Source organism: Paraprevotella sp. (assembly GCF_986071375.1).
Genome location: NZ_CFQRNQ010000022.1, coordinates 42,361 through 63,348 on the forward strand (window position 1 = coordinate 42,361; position 20,988 = coordinate 63,348).

Annotated in this window: 18 protein-coding genes; 5 read left to right on the top strand and 13 right to left on the bottom strand. The window is 45.2% G+C overall.

The features are described 5' to 3' along the window. Positions 1-21 precede the first annotated feature (21 nt). From AC5RDV_RS11320 to AC5RDV_RS11335, 4 genes are read right to left on the bottom strand one after another with little or no spacing between them, the layout of a single operon-like run. Positions 22-675 carry an HAD family hydrolase gene (locus AC5RDV_RS11320; RefSeq protein ID WP_282747043.1) on the bottom strand — a complete coding sequence of 218 codons (654 nt, stop codon included), beginning with the start codon at positions 673-675 and terminating at the stop codon, positions 22-24. Between the two features lie 18 nt (positions 676-693). Further along, positions 694-3,456, bottom strand: coding sequence for a methionine synthase (gene metH / locus AC5RDV_RS11325; protein ID WP_428387634.1), 2,763 nt, complete (start codon positions 3,454-3,456; stop codon positions 694-696). Between the two features lie 11 nt (positions 3,457-3,467). Next, positions 3,468-3,938 (bottom strand): SsrA-binding protein SmpB, encoded by a 471-nt coding sequence (gene smpB / locus AC5RDV_RS11330; protein WP_008630252.1) that lies wholly within the window; start codon positions 3,936-3,938, stop codon positions 3,468-3,470. Between the two features lie 12 nt (positions 3,939-3,950). Beyond that, on the bottom strand, positions 3,951-4,466 hold the full coding sequence (locus tag AC5RDV_RS11335) for a DMP19 family protein (protein ID WP_282747041.1): 516 nt from the start codon (positions 4,464-4,466) through the stop codon (positions 3,951-3,953). A 221-nt stretch (positions 4,467-4,687) separates the two neighbouring features. Between AC5RDV_RS11335 and AC5RDV_RS11340 the strand changes: the two genes are divergently transcribed. The 5 genes from AC5RDV_RS11340 (at position 4,688) to AC5RDV_RS11360 (ending at position 9,837) form a co-directional block, all read left to right on the top strand. Continuing rightward, a complete protein-coding gene (locus AC5RDV_RS11340; RefSeq protein WP_282747040.1) occupies positions 4,688-5,533 on the top strand; it encodes an ABC transporter ATP-binding protein in 846 nt (281 codons plus the stop codon). A 6-nt stretch (positions 5,534-5,539) separates the two neighbouring features. Then, the gene (locus AC5RDV_RS11345; RefSeq protein ID WP_282747039.1) at positions 5,540-6,397 is read left to right on the top strand and encodes a hypothetical protein; all 858 of its coding nucleotides are present in this window, start codon (positions 5,540-5,542) and stop codon (positions 6,395-6,397) included. A 16-nt stretch (positions 6,398-6,413) separates the two neighbouring features. Further along, complete coding sequence (locus AC5RDV_RS11350) at positions 6,414-6,800, top strand: GntR family transcriptional regulator (RefSeq protein WP_008630257.1); 387 nt, start codon at positions 6,414-6,416, stop codon at positions 6,798-6,800. A gap of 10 nt (positions 6,801-6,810) precedes the next feature. Next, the gene (locus AC5RDV_RS11355; protein WP_282747038.1) at positions 6,811-7,761 is read left to right on the top strand and encodes a hypothetical protein; all 951 of its coding nucleotides are present in this window, start codon (positions 6,811-6,813) and stop codon (positions 7,759-7,761) included. A gap of 171 nt (positions 7,762-7,932) precedes the next feature. After that, entirely contained in the window at positions 7,933-9,837 is a 1,905-nt protein-coding gene (locus AC5RDV_RS11360) for a family 43 glycosylhydrolase (protein WP_282747036.1), read from the top strand. Positions 9,838-9,935: 98 nt separating this feature from the next. On the opposite strand, the gene AC5RDV_RS11365 is transcribed toward AC5RDV_RS11360, so the two are convergent. The 9 genes from AC5RDV_RS11365 to AC5RDV_RS11405 all read right to left on the bottom strand — a co-directional run bounded on the left by AC5RDV_RS11365 (position 9,936) and on the right by AC5RDV_RS11405 (position 20,439). Further along, on the bottom strand, positions 9,936-11,072 hold the full coding sequence (locus AC5RDV_RS11365; protein WP_130892600.1) for a DUF1972 domain-containing protein: 1,137 nt from the start codon (positions 11,070-11,072) through the stop codon (positions 9,936-9,938). Between the two features lie 96 nt (positions 11,073-11,168). After that, positions 11,169-12,260, bottom strand: a complete 1,092-nt coding sequence (locus AC5RDV_RS11370; protein WP_282747034.1) for a glycosyltransferase family protein — start codon at positions 12,258-12,260, stop codon at positions 11,169-11,171. After that, positions 12,257-13,417, bottom strand: a complete 1,161-nt coding sequence (locus AC5RDV_RS11375; RefSeq protein WP_282747033.1) for a hypothetical protein — start codon at positions 13,415-13,417, stop codon at positions 12,257-12,259. Before AC5RDV_RS11375 ends, AC5RDV_RS11370 begins: the two co-directional genes overlap by 4 nt. Next, the gene (locus AC5RDV_RS11380) at positions 13,410-14,780 is read right to left on the bottom strand and encodes a capsular polysaccharide export protein, LipB/KpsS family (protein ID WP_282747031.1); all 1,371 of its coding nucleotides are present in this window, start codon (positions 14,778-14,780) and stop codon (positions 13,410-13,412) included. Before AC5RDV_RS11380 ends, AC5RDV_RS11375 begins: the two co-directional genes overlap by 8 nt. A 4-nt stretch (positions 14,781-14,784) precedes the next feature. Continuing rightward, the gene (locus AC5RDV_RS11385; RefSeq protein ID WP_282747029.1) at positions 14,785-15,984 is read right to left on the bottom strand and encodes a polysaccharide pyruvyl transferase family protein; all 1,200 of its coding nucleotides are present in this window, start codon (positions 15,982-15,984) and stop codon (positions 14,785-14,787) included. A 23-nt stretch (positions 15,985-16,007) separates the two neighbouring features. Further along, entirely contained in the window at positions 16,008-16,889 is an 882-nt protein-coding gene (locus tag AC5RDV_RS11390) for a glycosyltransferase (RefSeq protein ID WP_282747027.1), read from the bottom strand. Beyond that, positions 16,882-18,045: an N-acylneuraminate cytidylyltransferase gene (locus AC5RDV_RS11395; RefSeq protein ID WP_282747026.1), complete on the bottom strand. Its 1,164-nt coding sequence runs from the start codon at positions 18,043-18,045 to the stop codon at positions 16,882-16,884. The genes AC5RDV_RS11390 and AC5RDV_RS11395 overlap by 8 nt, the downstream gene beginning before the upstream one ends. Beyond that, a complete protein-coding gene (locus tag AC5RDV_RS11400; RefSeq protein WP_130892594.1) occupies positions 18,039-18,911 on the bottom strand; it encodes an N-acetylneuraminate synthase family protein in 873 nt (290 codons plus the stop codon). The genes AC5RDV_RS11395 and AC5RDV_RS11400 overlap by 7 nt, the downstream gene beginning before the upstream one ends. Further along, a complete protein-coding gene (locus tag AC5RDV_RS11405; RefSeq protein WP_282747024.1) occupies positions 18,886-20,439 on the bottom strand; it encodes an MATE family efflux transporter in 1,554 nt (517 codons plus the stop codon). Before AC5RDV_RS11405 ends, AC5RDV_RS11400 begins: the two co-directional genes overlap by 26 nt. Between the last annotated feature and the right edge of the window lie 549 nt (positions 20,440-20,988).

A 20,988-nucleotide genomic window follows, 5' to 3' on the forward strand; every position in this document is an offset into this window, starting at 1 on the left:
CATTATACTGTGCAAAAAATATTAAACCGGGATGGGCAGAATCCCCCGAAGGTCGTCCACGATAGCCACGTGGGGATAAGTTTTCAATTCCTCACACGTGGTCATGCCATGCAATACACCCGCAAAATCCGTACCGGCGGCCTGTGCCGTTGCGGCATCCACTACGCTATCCCCTACATACAGCACCTCAGATTTCCCGCCACCGGAAGCACGTCCGATGGCCAACAACAATCCTTCTGGGTCCGGCTTGGCCGCTGTCACATCCTCTCCGCCCACAATGAAATCCACAAGACCGTCATGTCCCGTTTTTTCAAACAAGTCGAGGATGCGGTAACGGAATTTGGTGGACACAATACCCAACACGGCTCCTTGGCTTTTCAAAGTTTCCAAGACCTCTATCGTCTCCGGGAAAAAGAAAGTATTGGCAGTCATGTGGACATCGGCGGCCTTTACATATTCACGCTTGTAGTCCGCCAACGTCCCCGCCTCGGTAATTCCCGTCAGGATGGAAAAAGATTCCTCCAACGTCTTCCCGATGGTGTGCTTGATTTCCGTATCCGTCACTCCGGTGTGCCCGTGATTGCCGAGCACATGCCGGAAACAAGTCACAATGCCCCGTGAAGAATCGACCAAGGTATAGTCGAAATCAAAAATATAAGTAGTATAGCGTTTCATATCTTACGAAAAACAGTATTAAAACAGATTCAGTTTCTTTTGCCGGGCTTCCTCTATCGAGATGGTCTCTACACGCCGCGTTCCGGCACTTTCACGCAAACGTTCCTGCTCTTCGCGCAACTCGCGGAAAGCCTCTCCCTCCGTGTCGGGATTCAGGAAACGGGCAGCCGTCAGCGCGTTCTGCGAGGCATCCTTCATCCAAATGACTGGCCCGTCGTACACAGGAGCTATCTTCAATGCCGTATGCAAACGACTCGTCGTGGCCCCGCCGATCATGACCGGAATGGACAGCCCGGCCCGCTTCAATTCGCCCACCACATGCACCATTTCTTCCAGGCTCGGCGTAATCAGTCCGCTCAGGCCGATGATGTCGGGGTGCAGTTCCTTGGCTTTCGCCACAATCTCTTCTGCCGGTGTCATGACCCCCAAATCCACTATCTCATAGTTGTTGCAGGCCATGACCACCGATACGATATTCTTCCCGATGTCATGCACATCTCCCTTCACCGTAGCCACCAAGACCAATCCCGCACGTGCTGCCCCCTCTTTTTTCTCGGCCTCGATACGGGGTTGCAGGATGCCCACGGCTTTCTTCATCGTACGGGCTGTCTTCACGACCTGCGGCAAGAACATCTTACCGGCCCCGAACAGCTCGCCCACGGTATTCATCCCCTTCATGAGCGGCCCTTCGATGATGTCTACGGCGTGCGGATAAGACTGTGCCGCCTCCTCCAAATCTTCCTGCAAATAGGAATCTATACCTTTCACCAAAGCATGCTGCAAACGTTCCTCCACACTGCCGCCACGCCAGGCATCTGTCACAGGCACCCCGCCGCCTCCCGCTCCAGACAGCCCGGCCTTCGCCGCTTCTGCCTCAGCTTTCAGCTTATCGGCCAACTCTATCAACCGCTCCGCCGCGTCAGGCCGACGGTTGAGCACCACGTCTTCTATGACCGTCAGAATGTCGGACGGAATATCGCCATACATCACCGACGTGGCGGGATTGACGATGCCCATGTCCATCCCCTCACGGCAGGCATGGTAGAGGAACACAGCGTGCATCGCCTCGCGGATATAGTTGTTGCCCCGGAAAGAGAAAGAAAGGTTGCTCACCCCGCCACTTACATGTGCTCCGGGAAGGTTACGGCGAATCCATCCCGTAGCACGGATAAAGTCCACGGCATAGTTGTCATGTTCCTCCATTCCCGTGGCTATGGCCAACACGTTCGGGTCGAATATGATGTCATGGGGATTGAAACCGACCTCGTCCACCAACAAACGGTAAGCCCGTGCGCAGACTTCGATCTTGCGTTCATAAGTATCGGCCTGCCCCTTTTCATCAAAAGCCATCACGATGACGGCCGCCCCAAGGCGTTTCACCTCCCGGGCATGGGCCAAGAAAACTTCCTCTCCTTCTTTCAACGAGATGGAATTGACGATGCTCTTGCCCTGCACGCATTTCAGTCCGGCTGTAATCACGTCCCATTTGGAAGAATCTATCATGACGGGCACGCGGGAAATCTCCGGCTCGGAGGCCAACAGGTTCAGGAACGTCACCATCTCCTGCCGGGCATCGAGAAGCCCGTCGTCCATGTTGATGTCGACGACCAACGCACCATCCTCCACTTGCTTGCGGGCGATTTCCAAAGCCTCTTCGTAGTTTTTCTCTTTGACCAACCGCAGGAATTTGCGCGAACCAGCCACATTGCAACGTTCGCCCACATTGACGAACCGCACTTCAGGCGTCAGTTCAAACTGCTCCAAACCACTCAGGCACAAGGTTTCGGCTCTTCCGGCCGGCACATGCGGACGCCCTTGCGCCGCCAAAGCCGGAAAACGGGCGATATACTCGTCCGTCGTACCGCAACACCCCCCGATGATATTCACCCAACCTTTGTCCACAAAGAATTTCATTTCCTCTGCCATCTGGGTTGGGGTCTGGTCGTACTCTCCCATGCTGTTGGGCAGTCCCGCGTTCGGATAAACGGATATATAATAAGGTGAACGATGGGCCAAGACTTGCAGGAAAGGAATCAGGTCGTGTGCCCCGAAAGAACAGTTCAGCCCCAAGGAAAAAATATCGGCATGAGCCACGGAAGCGAGGAAAGCCTCCATCGTCTGGCCGGAAAGCGTACGTCCGCTCTTATCCGACACCGTAACCGACAACATGAGCGGCACTTTGCGTCCGGTGGTTTGCATGGATGCTTCTGCCGCATAAATAGCGGCCTTGGCATTCAGCGTGTCGAAAATAGTTTCGATGAGCAAGGCATCCACACCGCCTTCGAGCAAGGCTTCCATCTGTTCCCGATAGGCAGCCACCAATTCGTCGAAAGCTAGGGCGCGGTATGCCGGATTGTTCACATCGGGACTCATCGAACAGGTTTTGTTGGTCGGCCCCACCGAACCGGCCACGAAACGCGGTTTTTCAGGATTGCGGGCCGTGAACTCATCCGCAAGCTCGCGGGCTATCCGGCAAGCCGCCAGATTGATTTCACGACAATAGTCCTCCACGTGGTAATCCGCCATCGATACTCGTTGCGAACTGAACGTATTCGTCTCGATAATGTCCGCCCCGACCGTGAGATATTTACGATGGATATCCCGAATCACATCAGGACGGGTCAGCGACAACAGATCGTTGTTACCGGCCATCAGTCCCGGAACATCCCTGAAACGCCCCCCCCGGAAATCAGCCTCCGTCAGGCCGTACCGCTGAATCATGGTGCCCATGGCACCATCCAATATCAATATCCTCTCCTTAACAATCTCTTCCAACCTCATGATTTCAAACTCTAATACCTTTTTACCTGCCGGTCTATCTCGCGCCGGTCTTCCTTTTCCTTCAACGTCTGCCGCTTGTCGTATTCTTTCTTACCCCGGCACAAATACACATCCACTTTGGCACGTCCGTTCTCGTCGATAAACAACAAGGTCGGCACCAACGTGAAGCCGGGACTTTTCATTTCCTGCTGCAATTTCCGGATTTCCTTGCGGTTGAGCAAAAGCTTCCGGTCACGCCGTGCCGCATGGTTATTGTAAGAACCGTACGAATACTCGGCCACGTACATGTTTTTCACCCACACCTCTCCGTTATGGATGAAACAAAAAGTATCCACCAGACTGGCCTTGCCCGCCCGTATGGATTTGATTTCCGTACCGGTCAGCACGATGCCGGCCGTATATTTGTCCAACAGCAAGAAATCAAACGAAGCCCGTTTATTCTTGATGTTTATTGATTTGGTCTTATTTTTCTTTTCTGCCATCTTTTTCCCTCCTTACTCTTTCACTACCTCGGCAAACAGCTCGAGATGCTCATCCACATAACAAGCCAATGCAGCCGTGACTTCTTCTTCCATTTCCACAAACCCGTCATCCAAGTCGTCAAACTGCGGATACGCCTCGAACAAAGCCATAAAGTCTTCGTCCGAACAGTCCTTCGTCAGTTCTTCCTTGTATTTGTCATACAGCCTCTTTCCTTTATATACCAGTTTGGAGAAATCATGCGCCCCCATCAGCCGCATGGCTTTCGCAAAAGGATTGTCGAAAATAAACGGCCCGTAGCCGTTGTGTATCAATTGGATAAATCCTCCGTCCATCACCTCCTCACGAAACAGGGCATAGGCCAACAATGAAATTTGTTCCCCATTGAGCATCCCCATGTTCCCGGCACTCAACTCTCCACCGATAACCTCCCGATAACGGTCTATGAAGACCTGCAAAAACTCATCCATTCCTTGTGCAGCCGCCTCGCGCAACCGCGCATCGCTGATTGTTATTTTTTCTTGTTCCATTCCTTTGCGTCTTGAATTTGCAAAGATAGTGAAAGACGAGCGCAGTTCCAAGCCAAAAGCTTGCTTTTGAACGAAAGACTGCCGAGCCGCATCCTATTTTCGCATTGGCAAAGAAAAACCTAAAAATATTCCGCCTTTTATTTGTACGTTCCGCAATGTTGTCCTATATTTGCAGTGTACTATTATACTAATACACTAATTAATTTATAAAACATTGCCTTATGATGACCATTGAACACCTTTCATTCGGATATTCCAAACGGAAAAACCGCGTGTTAAACGACTGCTCCCTCCATCTCGAGGAAGGCAAGATTTATGGGCTTTTAGGGAAAAACGGGGTCGGAAAGTCCACCTTGCTCTACCTGATGACCGGACTCCTTACACCGACAGAAGGACATGCCTGCCTGAACGGCACAGATGTACGCTTGCGCCGTCCGGACACATTGAGCGACTTCTTTCTCATCCCCGAAGAATTCGACCTTCCGGACTACAACCTGAAAAAGTACGTCCGCCTCAACGCTCCTTTCTATCCGCATTTCGACCATGACAACCTGCTCCGCAATCTGGAAATGTTCGAACTACCGGAAGACATCAAGCTCGGCGAACTTTCGATGGGACAAAAGAAAAAGGCACTCATCTGCTTTGCCTTGGCCACCCGTACCTCGTGGCTCATCATGTACGAACCGACCAACGGACTGGACATCCCCGGCAAAAGCCAATTCCGCAAACTCCTCATCCGCGAAATGAACGAATCGCGTGGTATCGTGATTTCCACCCATCAGGTGCAAGATGTGGAACAACTTCTCGACCACGTGGTCATCTTAGATAACGCCCGCGTACTGCTCGATGCGTCGGTAACTGAAATCTGCCATAAATTATATTTCACGCAGACCGACAATGAATCGGAAACCTCCGAGGCTTATTACGCCCTCCCTTCTTACAACGGGCACAGCATCATGCTCCCGAATCCGGAAGACAAGGATTCGGAAATCAACTTGGAACTCCTTTTCAACGGTACCCTGGCACACCCGGAAACCATCTGCCCCTTGTTTAATGCTGAAAAATAAAAGGATATGGAATCACAGTTTTTCAACCGGAAACGCTTCGCAGCCTTGCTTCACGCAGACTGGGCTATCCTATGTACACGCAGCCTCGTCATCCTCACCGCAGGCTACTTGTTACTCTCTGTCATTCTCACGGTGTCTTGCCTCAAAGTATATTCGGAAAACGCCACCTTGCTACAGACCCTCCCAACGGACATGTTAGAAGAAAAGTTCGCCCACCTCACTGACACAGCCACTAACCAAAATGCTGCGTTCGTCACCGTTACGGCATTCTTTTTCCTATTCCTTATATTCACTCCGTGGCTATGGAATGCGCCCATATACAACAAGGGACAGCACATCAGGTACTTGTTACTCCCTGCCTCCACGTTCGAGAAGTTCGCCCGATGGTGGCTCTATACCGTTCCTCTTTCGATTTTAGCAGGCGTTCTTATTATTTTGGCGGCAGACATCACCCGTGTCATCATCTGCAACATGGTCTTCCCGGATTACAGTTTCGCCCGCCCCCTACTCTTTACTTCCGGACTTCATACAGCCTCCTCCGGCTTTGTACTCAGGATGCTCCTCACGACCGGCCTTTTGGGCCAAGCCATTTCTGCCCGGAGCGAAACAGGACGGACACCCCTGCGCCGCGCACTCGGCAAATGCCCAATCCTGTTGTTGCCCCTCCTTTTGATGATTGGAGTCTCGCTCATTGCCGGAGGCGACCCTGACACTTACCCCCAACAGCCCGGAGCTGCGACTGCCGAAGTGGTATGGCATACCTTTTGGCTTGTCGTAACCTCCCTCTTTTGGCTGTCGGCCTACCGCAGAATGAAAAAGAACGACCTCAAGTACCAATATGCACTCAATCCGAAAAGCGTATGAATTTCAAGGAAAGCGTATGAATTTCAAGGAAAGCAAACCCATTTACTTGCAAATCGCCGACCGCATCTGCGATGAAATACTGCAAGGACGGTACGCTGAAAACGACCGTATCCCTTCCGTGCGCGATTACGCCGCCACGGTGGAGGTGAACGCCAATACGGCCATGCGCTCTTACGACTTCCTGCAATCCCGCTCTGTCATCCGCATGCAACGCGGCATAGGTTATTTCGTAGAACCGAGCGCATCGGAACGCATCCGTTCGTTTCGCAGGGAAAGTTTCATGAATGAAGAACTCTACGATTTCTTCCGGCAAGCCCGTTCCATCGGCATCACGGCAGAAGAACTCGAAACCCTTTACCGGCAATATTTATCAGACACCTCAGATCCTATGTACAACCTTTAAAACACTCATCATGAACAAGAATACATTGAACGCCCAACGCCTCCTCCGATATTTCCGCAAGGACTGGAGTGAGAACAACATGCAGTTATACTATTATTTCATCATTCCTTACGGCATCATGACCCTGCTATTCAGTTGGATGGACTTTTCCAAAACGCATTCTGTGGTCGTGGCATTGGAACAAGTGCGGCAAGGCATGGAAACCGACAACAACAGTTACCAACAAATCATGGAAAATGCGTTGTCGGGAAAAGACGACTGTTGGTCATTCATTACCTTAACGACCATTTTCTGTTTTTATTTCTTCATGGCCTACGTTGGCAGCACCTTTTTCAAAACATCAAAATACCGGAAAGATTACATCACCGACCTGACACTCCCGGTTTCAAATGCAGAGAAGTTTATCATACGGTGGGGCAGAATCGCAATCATACCTTTCCCCGTCTTTTGTTTAGCCACCGTATTGGCAGACTTCACCCGTATCGGTTTCATCCATTTCCTCTATCCCGAAGTCTCGTTGTCGTTCCCTGTCCCATGGTCAAGTAGCGAATGTGAGGTGTACCTGCCCTTAGCCATCCTCCAAGCCTACGGCCTGCAAGCCTTGTTCATTCTGGGCGGTACCTATTGGCAGAAGAAACCTTTCCAAAAAACGCTGAGCCTCGTGCTGCTCACGTCCTTGATATATTATTTCACCTATTTCTGCACCGTATTTTATTTTATCGGACCGGATTTCGTTTACCATAATACCGCACAACAATGGGTATACGGTTGGACATTCGGTGTCCCCGCTTTCCTCGTCCTGTTGGGCTACCTGTTGACTTACCTCCGCATGCACCGTGCCACGCTTCTCCCGTCGTGGAAAGACAAGACTACGTTAGTAGCCTTCGCAGCCTTGCTCATCGGATTGGGGCTTTGCGTCTGGATGCCGAACTTCATCGTGGACCATTTCGCTTACGATTAGGACAGAAAAGCCCCAAATGAAAACATTGTTCCGCCAAATTATATCGAAAAGGGTAAACACGTGTACATTTAACACCTTTTTCGCCCGTTTTCTTGCCCGTACAACATTTTATTCATAGTTTTGCCGCCGAAAATGACAGAAAAACATTACAGTTAAAAGAACAACAGTCACATGAAAAAACAAACCATCATTGCCGCTCTCTTATTAGCTACGACCATGAGCCACGGAAAGGCGGCACCGAATCGAACCGAAACACCAACTAATTATGAAGGCTATCTTTTCGCTTATTTCGAAGGCAGAGGAGATGCCAAACAACAGGAACATTTGCGTTTCGCCCTCAGTGATGACGGAGTGAACTGGCGTGCACTCAACGGAAACCGCCCGGTCATCGCTTCCGACACCATCAGCGAAAGCGGGGGTATCCGCGACCCGCACATCCTGCGCGGCGAAGACGGACGCTTCTACATCGTGGCCACGGACATGAATACCGCCAAAAACGGTTGGAACGAAAACCCGGGCATCGTACTCCTGAGTTCGGACGACCTGCTTCATTGGAAACATGCCAAGATCAATCTATCCAAGGATTATCCGAAACATTTCGGTGATGCTTATTGGGTATGGGCCCCTCAGACCATTTACGACCGCAAGGCCAAAAAATATATGATTTATTTTACCTTGCAACGCAACGACCGCAAAAGCCTCATCACCTATTATGCATACGCCAACAAGGACTTCACAGGCTTTGAAAACGAACCCAAACAGCTCTTTTCGGCCAAATACGGCAGCATAGACAACGACATCATAGAACGGGATGGCACTTACCACCTTTTCTATAAAGGCAACACCAAGGACGAAAATGGCAAGGAAGTGAAAAACGGCATCCAACAAGCCACTTCGAAAAGCCTGAAAGGCAAATGGAAGGAAGACTTCAGGTATGTAGACGCTTACGCAGGAAAGACACCCGTGGAGGGGTCGAGCATCTTCAAGCTGAACGGGAAAGACGAATACGTGTTGATGTACGACATGTACACTAGCGGACGGTATGAGTACCAGACCAGTACCGACCTTTACCATTTCTCCGAACCCAAAGCGTTCACCAAAGACTTCTTCCCGCGCCATGGTTCCGTCATTTCGCTGACCCGCGACGAACTGCAACGCCTACAAGAGAAATGGGGCTACGTGGTGACCTACCAGTTTGAAAGCCACGGCAACCCCATCATCCGCCACATGCACACAGCCGACCCTGCCGCGCTCGTCAAGGGCGACACGCTATGGCTCTTCACCGGACACGACCTGAACGGCAACCAAAACGGCTACGTGATGAAAGACTGGCAGCTGTTCTCCACCACCGACATGAAGCATTGGACGCAACACCCCTCCCCTCTGAAAATCGATGAATTCAAATGGGCAGAAAGCAAACAGGCATACGCCGGGCACGCAGTTGAACGCAACGGCAAATACTATTGGTATGTCAGCACCAACTGGTGCGGTATCGGCGTGGCCGTATCCGACAAAATCACCGGCCCTTACAAAGATGCCTTAGGCAAGCCGCTGCTCACCAACAAAGACTGTTTCGATTCCCGCCACAGTTGGGCTTGTATCGACCCTGCCGTATTCATAGACGATGACGGCCAAGCCTACCTGACATGGGGTAACCGCGAATGCTATATCGTAAAACTGAAAGACAACATGATAGAAACAGAGGGAGAGGTGAAACGCATCCATATCGACGAAAGCCATCCTTTCACTGAGGCTCCGTGGATTCACAAATACAATGGCAAATATTACCTCACATACGCCAGCGAATGGCCGGAAAAAATAGCCTACGCCGTAGCCGACCACATTGAAGGCCCGTATGAAACGAAAGGGATAATCTCTGAAATAGCCGGGAACAGCAACACGACCCATCCGGCCATCGTGAACTTCAAAGGACAATGGATTTTCATCAGCCACAATGGCGGCCTGCCCACCGGCACCAGTTACAGCCGCTCCATCGTGGCCGAACCCATGGAATACAATACCGACGGCAGCATCAAGCCTATTCCTCCCACGGCAGAAGGCGTGAAACCATTATAAATTTCCCTTACCTCAAAAGCAAATCCCCGTGAAGACCTTTATCCGGTCTTCACGGGGATTTGCTTATCTATGCCGTGCCCACAGGTATAAACAGCACGTCAGCCATGCCTCGGTTGTGCCAACATCCATTTGAAGTATTCCTCATGCTCGTCCACCAACTTCTCCCATGAATAATCACGCCGTATCACTTCCAAGTTACGTCCCGTATATTCCTTTTTATAGGCAGACACCGCCTGGTCTATTCCGTCCAACATCTCCATGGCAGCATCCGTGGAACCATAGTATAAGGCGTTTTCACCCAAGACCGCACGGTTGAAGATATTGTCATGAGCCAGGATAAAGCAGCCGGAAGCCATGGCTTCCAACAAAGAAGGGTTCGTTCCGCCCACACTATGCCCATGGAAATAAGCATAGGAATAATGACGGATGGAGTTTAATTTACGAAAATCATATATACCACCCACAAAGCGGATATTCCGGTCATCGCCGTAGCGTTCCACCAGATGTTTTCCATAAGGCGTATTCGTCTTGCCTACAATCACCAACGGGCGTTTGCCATACTGGCCTGAAGCCAAATATCCCTCTATGGCCATGAAAAGGTTGTTTTCCGGTTCCAAACGGGCCACCACGATGAAATAACCATCCGCTTCCAAACCGAACTCCTTTAATATGTCCTCATCGTAATCCTCATGAATGTCAGCCCCGTATGCCAAGAACTTGCTTTCTTTTCCATATTTCTCCTTATAATAATCATGTATACCCATATTGTCCGCAATCAGGAAATGGCTATGCTTCACTGCCATACGTTCTTCCCAGAATACGAACTTCTGCACCCATCTGTTAAACTTCGTACGCTTGTATTCCAACCCGTCCATGTTCGTCGTAAAAAGCGGATACTTGATACGCTTCACATTGAACCAGATATAAGCCGGAACGATGCTCGTATAGCCCGCTTCGTAAATAATGTCGAACTTCTCCTTCTTCAAGGCATCGCGCAAAGACAGGAAATCGTAAAAGAAACTCCCCACGGAACTCCCTATCCATTTCTCCGGGCTATAAATATGCTTTATGCGTACCCCCTTATAATCAGGCTCTCGGTAAGGATGGAAATGCGGAGAGTACACCACGACCTCATGCCCCCGCCGGACCAATCCCACGGAGATATATTCTGCAAACTGCTCGAAGCCCCCGTAGTTATTCGGTATGCCACGGGTGCTGATAAATGCTATTTTCATATAATATGTTTATGGATTAAAAATCGATGAACATAACCCCTAATTAAATGGTTATGATTGAGGTTGTTTCAGTTTGTCATAGCAACCATCAAAACGTTATAAAATGTGCCTCAACTGTTGAAAAAAAACTTTAAAGCTATTGGTTTCATAAAACTGTTCGATGTCTTGCTGCATGTATGCCTTTATTCCATTATAGCATATCTCTTTATAAACAGTTGACAAAGCTGTGATGTTACCTTTTTCCACTATATACGAAAATGAAGGGTATTGCTGCGAAAACGACTTAAAATATGGAATGTCTGTCAATATCATCTTCTTTCTAAAATACACCGCAGCTTCCAAAATTCCACTTTGCGACACTTCTTCGTATGGCAACAACACGATATCTGTATTGTCAAAAAGATAGTTTAGCTCTTCATCCTCAATGAAACGCAATATTGTAGAACACGATACAAGCTCTTTTATTTCGCCTATCCTTTTCTTGACAATCAAATGTGCATCATTACCTGCAAAAATGAAATGCAACCGTTTCAGGACATCAGCTTCCGTCTTCTTTATAGAATCAAACACAAAGTTAATGCCCTTACTTTTTCTCATATGTCCAAAAAATAAAATGTTGATATGATGGGACGAAATTGAGTTTATAACGCTCTCATTCAACTCAAGCGTATTGTAACTTTTTGGAAACTCGTATTTAAAATGCGGAACGTAAAGACGCTTGCCCCCAAAGCTTATCCTGTCTAAATACCTCTCACTACGTTCCGAATGATAAATCAAAGCGTAAATATGTTTATAAAGCATTTCAAACACTTTAGTGTATTTTCTATTACCTTCTTTATCTAACGAAACGAACTCATGCACATCTAAAATCGGCTTAGGATGAAATACCAACAGCAAACATATCAACACCATGTCAACCCACTCGCCAAAAGCCATATACACATATGCCGACTTTCTGTTCCTACATACGTCTTTAATAAACACAGGTAACAACTTTAGCAAATTAAAAATCTTTTTCACCTTGTTACCTTCGTAGATATTAGTAATAAAAGGTTTACCCTTACCTACGGAATAGTTGGAATGGATTTCTGCATCAAACCCATTACTTCGCAATTGGCTATAAAATGCAGTATCGTAGTAATCCATACCCGACTTTTGTCCTATTACATCAAAAAGAACTATTTTCATTTCACAGTTACCTTTACACTATTTTTATATGTATAAACAAACAGACCCAACAACACCCATGTGAACAAGAAATAACCCGGCATATGGAAACAACAGTTAATGATAAAAAATACGAATATCACCTTAAATGTAGTACCTTTAACCTTAAATATAGTGTACAGGAAAACAAGGGCGAAACCACAAACACCCACAATGCCAAAGTCGAAATATATTTGCCCCGGCCAGACATTGATTGTAATATCATAGTTCCTGTATGGAAAATCATCGGCAATACTCCCCAAACTGCCCCATCCCATGCCGAACACCTCCCTGTGGTACCATTGCACTTCACCCGAAATATTCACCACATCCAACCATCTCGGATTAGTATCACTATCCACAAGATCGTAAACTAACCTTTCGGGCAAAACATTTATCAACATGGATGTATCTGTAAAACAAACAAGTAAAAGCAAAACAAATGGGATTAAGCTCCAAGTCTTACGATATTTAGCCACACAATATACATAATGCATGACAAAACACAACAAAAGTATTCGCGATTGAATAAATAAAAGGGCAATAAATACTACTAACCTATATCTTGACGACACGTTAAGACCACACCATTGGCTCATTACATCAACCATCATATAGGCAAACACGATATAAAAAGCAAGCCAGTTTGGATCGTTGAAAAACAAATCCGGACGTCCCACGGCCAAAAAGCCCTCACCCGGCTGACTTATGGGCACAATGTGAATTAGGGCACCAAGCCATTGAAGCAACGTCAACACACACAGAAACAACACAAACTTTTTAAGAAAAAGCAAGATCTGTCCTATCCTTGACTTATGGATTTCCAAAAAGAAAAGAAAGAAATAGAACACTGCAAAATTAAGTATCATGGAAAAGAAGATACGGATAGTGCCACTTTGAAACTTCGAGGTGAAATAAGTCAGCCCTCCATAGCACAGGGCAGAAAACAAAACAATGAAATACTTGCGATATTTCTTCATCCGCACCACGACCTTGATATGCCTGAAGACTATGACATACATAACAGGTATGCAAAAGTGTAACAGTCTGAATTTTCCTACCGGTGTCGCAAACACGACATCATGAAAAATGGAGAGCAACACGAACATCTTGAAGAAGAAAAACTCAATTCTAAGCATTTTTAAGGAACAAATCGAATGATTTCACTACTGTTCGAATATTTGTCTCATCGGTAAACAAAGGAGAGCTTACAGGTGGGTCAACAACACCGGGGAAACTACTCGCGATGATATAACGGCTATATTCCTCTACCGACATTTTCATCTTGTTTTCAGTTTGCTTCTTCTCCAATAGGTCAAAATAATTAACGCATAACTTCAGGTCATCCAACGTTGTGTTGTACACTCCACTTAGCTTGTCGTAAAAGATACGGGAGAACACAAATGCAGGTCTTCCTTTCAAGGCAGATTCCAAACCGATTGTTCCGCTATTTGTGAAAATGGCTTGCGCGAGATCTATAAGTTCGTGCGAGTCAGCACACTCGTCAACAAAACACACATTCGGGAATGCCACGCACTGCTTATAGAATTTATAGCCTCGATTACCAATGGCATTACTATGTTCTTTTACCAACAAGAAATAGCCATTTGGAAGTATGCGCCAAATGTTTTTTATAGTTTGCAGTTGGTCATCGTAATAACGTCCCACAACGTCAACTGATGCCTCGGGCTGCATATGCAATGTGTAGAGAAAGAATTTCCTTCCTCCCAAATCACTTAGGTTCAAACGTTTCCATTTATGATATTGGTATTTGTTAATTTCTTCCCTTATCGCTTTGACATAACGTACTTTTCGGTCAACTATGAGGCTGGGGGAGTCTGTATCGATGTTCTCCTCAGTTATCATCCGTTTAATCCTTGCAAGCTTACCGCCCCATGACATCTGCTGCTTCACCTCACGATCAACCTCAGCCACCCTTTGAGGTCGTACAATTTCAATCGGAATCCTATAGTCAGCCACATCAGTGGAATTAACACCAATGCAAGATGGATGCAACGAATTTTGAAACTCGGTGTCCATAAATGAGAACCGACCATTGGGTATGCGTATAGACTGCGGATGCAAATAGTCGCAAATACCATTTAGTTTATCCCTACATATACGGTTCATCAAAATTTCGTGGGCATAGGTCATTTCTCCGAATACATAACGCACTGTTTTCTTATTGATGAAGTTGAGAAAAGGTTCCTGTATATTTTGCAAGAATCTCAATCCCCATTCTCTCTCATAGCTCAAAGCCCTATCATTGTATACCAACTCGTTAAGTTTATATTCTCCAATTGGGGCATTGTGCATTTTTGCCATTTCCCTGTTGAGCAAAAGAATGTCTTCTTGGGCGTATTTGGTGCATAAATAATCATAATAAGTCTTCGAGAAGCATATCCAATAAATACTATAGCCCTTTGCCATAAGGCCATCAGCTATGAATGAAAATAAATAAGTCTTTTGGAAGTTGGAAACGAATGCAATGTTCATAATCATAAAATTAAATATTATCCAAATAAGTGTAAACATTATCCATATAAAGGCTATGAGCCTGTTTTTTGTAACTTTCAAACAGTTCAAATTTTTGTGTCCAATCAAACGCCAATGCATTATCCATCATTTTTTCAAAAATCCTTTCGTCAAACTCCGATATGTCCGAAAAAGAACACTGCTCGACAGCCATGTTTTGTACCAATGCACTCATCTTTTCCTGCACGACAAGAGAAATGAATGGGGTTCGATTCAGCAGGGATGTAATTTGACCATGATACCTCATTGTGACCACTAAAGCACTTTTACCTATAAGTTCCATATACTCGCCTCTGTCACAAGGATATATCTCCTCGCCCAAATCCTCAACTAGCATCTTGTCTGAAAAATGAAACTCGGGAAATACAGGCAAGTAACCTCGGCTTCTTACAAACCCAATGGCCTTTTTAATTTTAGCCAAAAACAAGGCATGTTTTTCCTTTTTTTGTTTGTTTAGGTTGTGTAGTGCCTTTAGGGTATAAAATTCAGGCCAAAGAAAGTATGGCCACAACAGGAAAGATACGTATTTTTCTTTCGGAATATTCTTCGTGGGCAAAGTGAACACAGGATCAAATGTCCAATGAGCATTGCTGTTTACCGAATTGGCGCATATAGCAAGACCATTCAAAGATTTTGCGTCACGTGTTACTATGATGTCGGAGTGGGTGTAAACAAAAGCCAAGGCTTTCTCCAACAGCCTACTTGATGAACGAGCTTTATTGCAGCCTATACCTAATACAAGAGTTTTCAGGCCACAAATTCTTGCAATCAGGAAAGGAGCAATGTAAGCCAACTTCAACCGTCGGCTGTCTTCAGAATCGTCGTAAGATTCGAACAAGCCACCTCCACCCAAAACAAACACCGAACTTTTGACAATCTCACCGACATTGCGATACAGGCTATACACGTTCTCACCTTTTTTAAACGTCCTTATTCCATATTCGTCCTTAAAAGAGACATCCCTACATGATAAGCTAATCTCGTAATCATTTGGAATGTATTTTTTCAACCCCCAAAATATGAGGTCATCACCTTTGTTCGAGTTCCCATAGGCACCAAACCAAACAACCTTATGGTTGTTTTTCTTCTGTCGCAGCTTGATGGTTTTAGCCAAAACAAACAGGAACATGAATGTTGCCCTATTCAATATATACTTAACAATGTGTTTCATCGGAGCATATTATTTATTGTATGTTACATGAATTTCTGCCAGAGCAAAGCTCCCCCACCGCGAATTTTTCCACTATTATTCAAAAAAGGCTTGTTTCCCCCTGTCCAATGCAATACTTTGACACCCAATCCTTTGTAGTAAACAGAAAGACCTTTTATTCTATATGCTTGCTGAGTAAACTTATATAGTATGTATTTGATAAGACCCTTGCTGCTACTATAGGAATTCAGTGCACCTATGTTCACGGCATTATACCCGAAACCCGCATCATAAAAACATTTGTTGTCCAAACACAACACTAGATTAATGAAAGTTTGGTCATGGAATGTGAACTCGGCCTCCATTTCTTCCAACAAGTGCCAGTATGCTTCTTTAAGTTCTTTATAATAAGATTTCTGGATACCCCAAAAGCCTGAATTGAAAGTAACATAATCCCAATTAATGTCATATTGCTTGTTCATATTTTTCTGCCCTTCTTCAGTTATATATTTACGCAAAGGAATAGAATATTTGGGGTTGAAGTAACTTTTAACAGAATTACTCTTTGTCGCGACAACCTTATATTTTTCAATCAAATTAAAGTACTCGGACAAGTCACCCAATATGAGCAAATCAGAATCACAAAATATAATATTATCAAAAGAAGATTCATCAATAAACAAGGAACCATACACAGAGAAGTCTGAATGCCATTCACGCTTATTGTGGAAATGAGTTTGCAACTTCTCTTTGATATCTATCACTTGAATATGACGTTTCCTTAACTCCATTATTTGCACATTTGACAACCCTGTATCAAGAACCTCTATTTTTGCCAAAGGATTAAACTTCCACAACGATTTTATCGTGACCAACAGCCCCCGAAAAAAGAAATCGTTACATGCAAACACAAACCCATTATTCATTTCTCGACAATATTATGTTAATCCATTCCCTTACGCACCCTTCTCCTCCACGTTTGTCCATCACTTCTATCCCTTTGATGCGCATCACTTCTTCACAGGCATCAGCAGGACAGGCTTTCATTCCTACAGCGTAGAGCAAATCTATACAATTGATGTCATCACCTATATAAGCCACTTCATCCAAGGATATTCCGAGTTGACTGCATATTTCTTCCACGATGGCCAACTTGCCTACATCGCGCTTACCTTGTTGCAAGAAATCCACTTTCAACTTTTGAGCCCTCCGTTTTGCTATGAGAGTGTCTTCCGAAGTTATAATACCCGTCTTAATACCAGCCTCCCGAAGCAGCCTAAAGCCCATCCCATCGCGAGTGTTGAATTTCTTCAATTCATCACCGTTCTCGCTGTAATACATGCCCCCGTCGGTCAACGTCCCGTCAATGTCGCACAAGAAAAGCTTTATGTTTTTTTTGCCACTCTGACTTTTCGACAAAATATGCCGACGCATAAGACCTTCCAATACAACCCAATCATCCGGTTCGTCTATCTCAGCAGCCGTGTACGCAGGCATTTCATAGATGCCGATGTGCCCACTAAGGCGGTTGCCCGACGAAAGGATGTTGCCGACCGTGTTGATATAGAAAGCCCCATTTTCCATCAGCATCCCATCGAAATCCTGCCTGCGAGGACGGTTGTTATAGTCGTAGTTCATGCTTGTACCGTCAACATTCCAAAAGAAACGGTAATTGCGCACACAAGTAAGAATTGAGTCAAACTCACCTTTACGATACATAGCCAACGCCTCCGCAAAATGCTGTGTCCCAGTCAATGGCGATGTAGCTTGAACCAATATAAACACACAATCACTTGGAAGTTGGGCATAGTTCGCATACTCCAACATCACACTCTCCGTACTTGCAGTATCACAAGCATTTTCTACAGAACGGCGGTATACCTTAGTCTTGTTATACAACTGGTTACTAACTACTTCTTCTATCTTGTCAGAATCAGTAGCCACGATTATTTCATCCACTTCGTTGCACTGCTCTAATGCCTCAATACTCCAACATACGAGCGGCTTGCCACAAAACGGTTTGATGTTTTTGAGGGGAATAGACTTACTTCCCCCTCTCACGGGTATGAATGCAATTACCATTTCACTTGATTCTTTTTCAGTTTGTTTCTTTGCACTTTCTCTATATCCAAAATTTCTTCCTGCTTGTAGGTCAATGCTTTGGCAACCGCACGGCAATCGCGTACCAACTTACGCACACCGTCAGGTTCCAAGGAAGCTGCATGGTCAGTGCCTTTCCATGTTCTGTCAAGCGTATAATGACGTTCTACCCATTCTGCACCAAGGGCTACGGCAGCAGAGTCCACAGCAATGCCCAAGTGGTGCCCGGAGAAGCCTATCGCCTTCACCCTGCTTGCATACAGTTCGCGCAGGCGAGTCAGTTCCAACAGGCAGATGTCCTCAAACGGGACAGGATAACCCGAAGTGCAGTCGTAAACCACCAAGTCCTTGTTCCTGCCTTTGGATTCGAAGAAGCTGATTATCTGCTCCTCTTCCTCGCGGGTGGTCATACCAAACGAAAGGTGAATTTCGCCGCCGAAGTTATTACAGAGATATTCCAACAGCCCCTTGTTCAGATTGCATGCCGAAGGCACCTTGATAAGGTTGGGCTGCAACGTGCAGATTTCCTTGGCGGAAGTGATGTCCCACACAGAGGTGGAATACTCTATGCCGAACTCGTTGCACCATGCCTGTAACTGACGGTGCTGCTCCAAGTCGAACTCCAAGAACTCACGGTGCGCACCATAAGTTGAGCCGTATGAATTTTCCGGATGAGGATGCGGGGCATTATATTCCTCGGGAGTAAGCAGCTCCTTGTTGCAACGTTTTTGGAACTTGACCACGTCTGCCTTGCAATACGTGGCAGCGGTCATGATCATTTCTTTTGCGATTGCCATATCACCCTTGTGGTTGCAACCAATTTCAGCAATGATTTTTGGTGATTTCATTTTTTTTAAGTTTATTGTTTATTACGATTAATATCTTGGATTTCTCATCGCGTGACAGACCATAGCAAAATATTGATAATATTGTCCAAATGGTGGCGATTAAGCAGAACGCAGTCACTCCTAACCAAGTTTGCCCAATATATTGGTTGACCCAATAAAGAGGTACTTGCGACAGGACGGTAGTAATCAGAACAGGGAAAAGAACCCTTGTTGAATATTCTCCAATCGGTAATTTTACAGTTTTATAGGCAAAATATATTATTATCACAAAGGCCATAACCGACAATAATATTGATATGTAATACACTACATGAGGAGATGAGCCGAACCACAGCAATAGATATGAAAGCGGCAAGTTTGCAAAAAGAACCAGGCTTGTAAAGAATTGTACTTTACCTATTTTTGCTGATGCATAAATGACATTAAGCACTGGGGTGGAAAATGCATCAATTATGCAATTCACCAATACCAAGCGGACAAACACATCTGTGTATTGGGGTACCTCTCCAAGCCATTTTGCTAAAATGAAGTCTGTTCGGAATATGATTATTGAAGAAATAAGCAGCAGGAGAAAAAACGCAACTTTTGAAGACATATACACGAGCGAGAACATACTACTAAATTCGTTCTTTTTGTACGATTGGAATATCTGTGGGCGAACTGCCAAATATACGCTATTCGTGAAATTAATTACTGCATTTTCTATTTGATAGGCAATGCCTCGTGCAGCATTTACCACCGGACCGAAGAACATATTCAGTATGATGTTAACTCCTTGTCCTTTCAAAGCTGCCGCCAAAGTCTTGAATAAGTTCCAAAAAGCAAAAACAATCATACTCCTAACGTCTTTTGTAAGAGCAAAAATCCTTATAGAATCCACATTAGTTTCCTCCTTATATTGCCATTTGCAATACAACACATAGTAACCTTGCGTACATATTGTTACTATAAGAATCAACATAGAATAGACTATCAAGTTGTCAGAATTAAAGCAAGAAATCAACAATGCCGCTATTAACTTTAGTATCGATTCTACAATAGCCACTATGGCAAATAGAGTCATCTTTTCATAGGTTATTACTAATGCGAAAAATGGTGAAGCAAATAGCGTCATCAAGAATGACATGATAGTGCATTGCAACACCCAATGGGCTGCTGCCAATCGTTCAACAGGTATTCGCATGACATTATTAAGCGTATAAATGCCTACTATTTCAACCAATATGAAAACAACAAGAATCAATGCCACATACATCCAAAGCGAGTCAGAAAACGTTTTCCTTACTTTTTCAATCCCACTTGGAATACTGATAGACAAATACCTCTGGGTTGAACTTGCCAATGAGTGAGATATAAATGTAAACAAAAACACTATACCACCAACCACATTGTATATGCCATAGTCCACTTCACCCAATTCCAATAAAACAACCCTTACTGAATAAATCGAAACGACAATAGATAGTATCTGACGAAAGTATAAAGCAACGGTATTCTTAACAATTCTATTTTTATTAATGGTACCCATATTTTCGACAAGCATTCATATTTAGACAATCCTTCTTGAAAGGGCACTTTACAGTGTCCGAAACAGAGTTAAGTAAAAACAGGTTTTATTATGGTAAGCAGCAGACATTTCAAATTTCATATCACTGCCATAATGAAGCGAACTATTACGCTATGCGGTAAACTTTGGATGATACGTTCGACAAGGTATTGAAAATATCAGTCTTTCCATTGTTCAAACAAATCATTCACTATATTTATACAACTATATGATTTTGAGCAACTTTATGCATTAGACACTTATTAATAACACTCCACCTACACAGGAGTTTTCCAAAAAACATCCTTCATCCTTCAGGATGTACATTAATTCTCTCATTACGTTGAAGTTACAGGCTGAAGGATGTTTCAGACATCCTTCAGCCGTGTTTCATTTCCTTTAGTAGAGAACGGAAAATCAATCGGCTGAGAATGAAAAATCAGTTGGCTTAGATTGAAAAATCATTTGGCGCAGAACGTTTGACGGCTTTCTGCCATGAAAGGGAACTGAAAGATGAGATTTTATCGTTCA

Coding starts and splice junctions, on each gene's coding strand:
- AC5RDV_RS11375 (WP_282747033.1), bottom strand. CDS start 13,417: ATGCTTAGAATTGAGTTTTTCTTCTTCAAGATGTTCGTGTTGCTCTCC.
- smpB (WP_008630252.1), bottom strand. CDS start 3,938: ATGGCAGAAAAGAAAAATAAGACCAAATCAATAAACATCAAGAATAAA.
- AC5RDV_RS11320 (WP_282747043.1), bottom strand. CDS start 675: ATGAAACGCTATACTACTTATATTTTTGATTTCGACTATACCTTGGTC.
- AC5RDV_RS11360 (WP_282747036.1), top strand. CDS start 7,933: ATGAAAAAACAAACCATCATTGCCGCTCTCTTATTAGCTACGACCATG.
- AC5RDV_RS11345 (WP_282747039.1), top strand. CDS start 5,540: ATGGAATCACAGTTTTTCAACCGGAAACGCTTCGCAGCCTTGCTTCAC.
- AC5RDV_RS11380 (WP_282747031.1), bottom strand. CDS start 14,780: ATGATTATGAACATTGCATTCGTTTCCAACTTCCAAAAGACTTATTTA.
- AC5RDV_RS11350 (WP_008630257.1), top strand. CDS start 6,414: ATGAATTTCAAGGAAAGCAAACCCATTTACTTGCAAATCGCCGACCGC.
- AC5RDV_RS11395 (WP_282747026.1), bottom strand. CDS start 18,045: ATGGTAATTGCATTCATACCCGTGAGAGGGGGAAGTAAGTCTATTCCC.
- AC5RDV_RS11385 (WP_282747029.1), bottom strand. CDS start 15,984: ATGAAACACATTGTTAAGTATATATTGAATAGGGCAACATTCATGTTC.
- AC5RDV_RS11405 (WP_282747024.1), bottom strand. CDS start 20,439: ATGGGTACCATTAATAAAAATAGAATTGTTAAGAATACCGTTGCTTTA.
- AC5RDV_RS11370 (WP_282747034.1), bottom strand. CDS start 12,260: ATGAAAATAGTTCTTTTTGATGTAATAGGACAAAAGTCGGGTATGGAT.
- AC5RDV_RS11390 (WP_282747027.1), bottom strand. CDS start 16,889: ATGAATAATGGGTTTGTGTTTGCATGTAACGATTTCTTTTTTCGGGGG.
- metH (WP_428387634.1), bottom strand. CDS start 3,456: ATGAGGTTGGAAGAGATTGTTAAGGAGAGGATATTGATATTGGATGGT.
- AC5RDV_RS11335 (WP_282747041.1), bottom strand. CDS start 4,466: ATGGAACAAGAAAAAATAACAATCAGCGATGCGCGGTTGCGCGAGGCG.
- AC5RDV_RS11340 (WP_282747040.1), top strand. CDS start 4,688: ATGATGACCATTGAACACCTTTCATTCGGATATTCCAAACGGAAAAAC.
- AC5RDV_RS11355 (WP_282747038.1), top strand. CDS start 6,811: ATGAACAAGAATACATTGAACGCCCAACGCCTCCTCCGATATTTCCGC.
- AC5RDV_RS11400 (WP_130892594.1), bottom strand. CDS start 18,911: ATGAAATCACCAAAAATCATTGCTGAAATTGGTTGCAACCACAAGGGT.
- AC5RDV_RS11365 (WP_130892600.1), bottom strand. CDS start 11,072: ATGAAAATAGCATTTATCAGCACCCGTGGCATACCGAATAACTACGGG.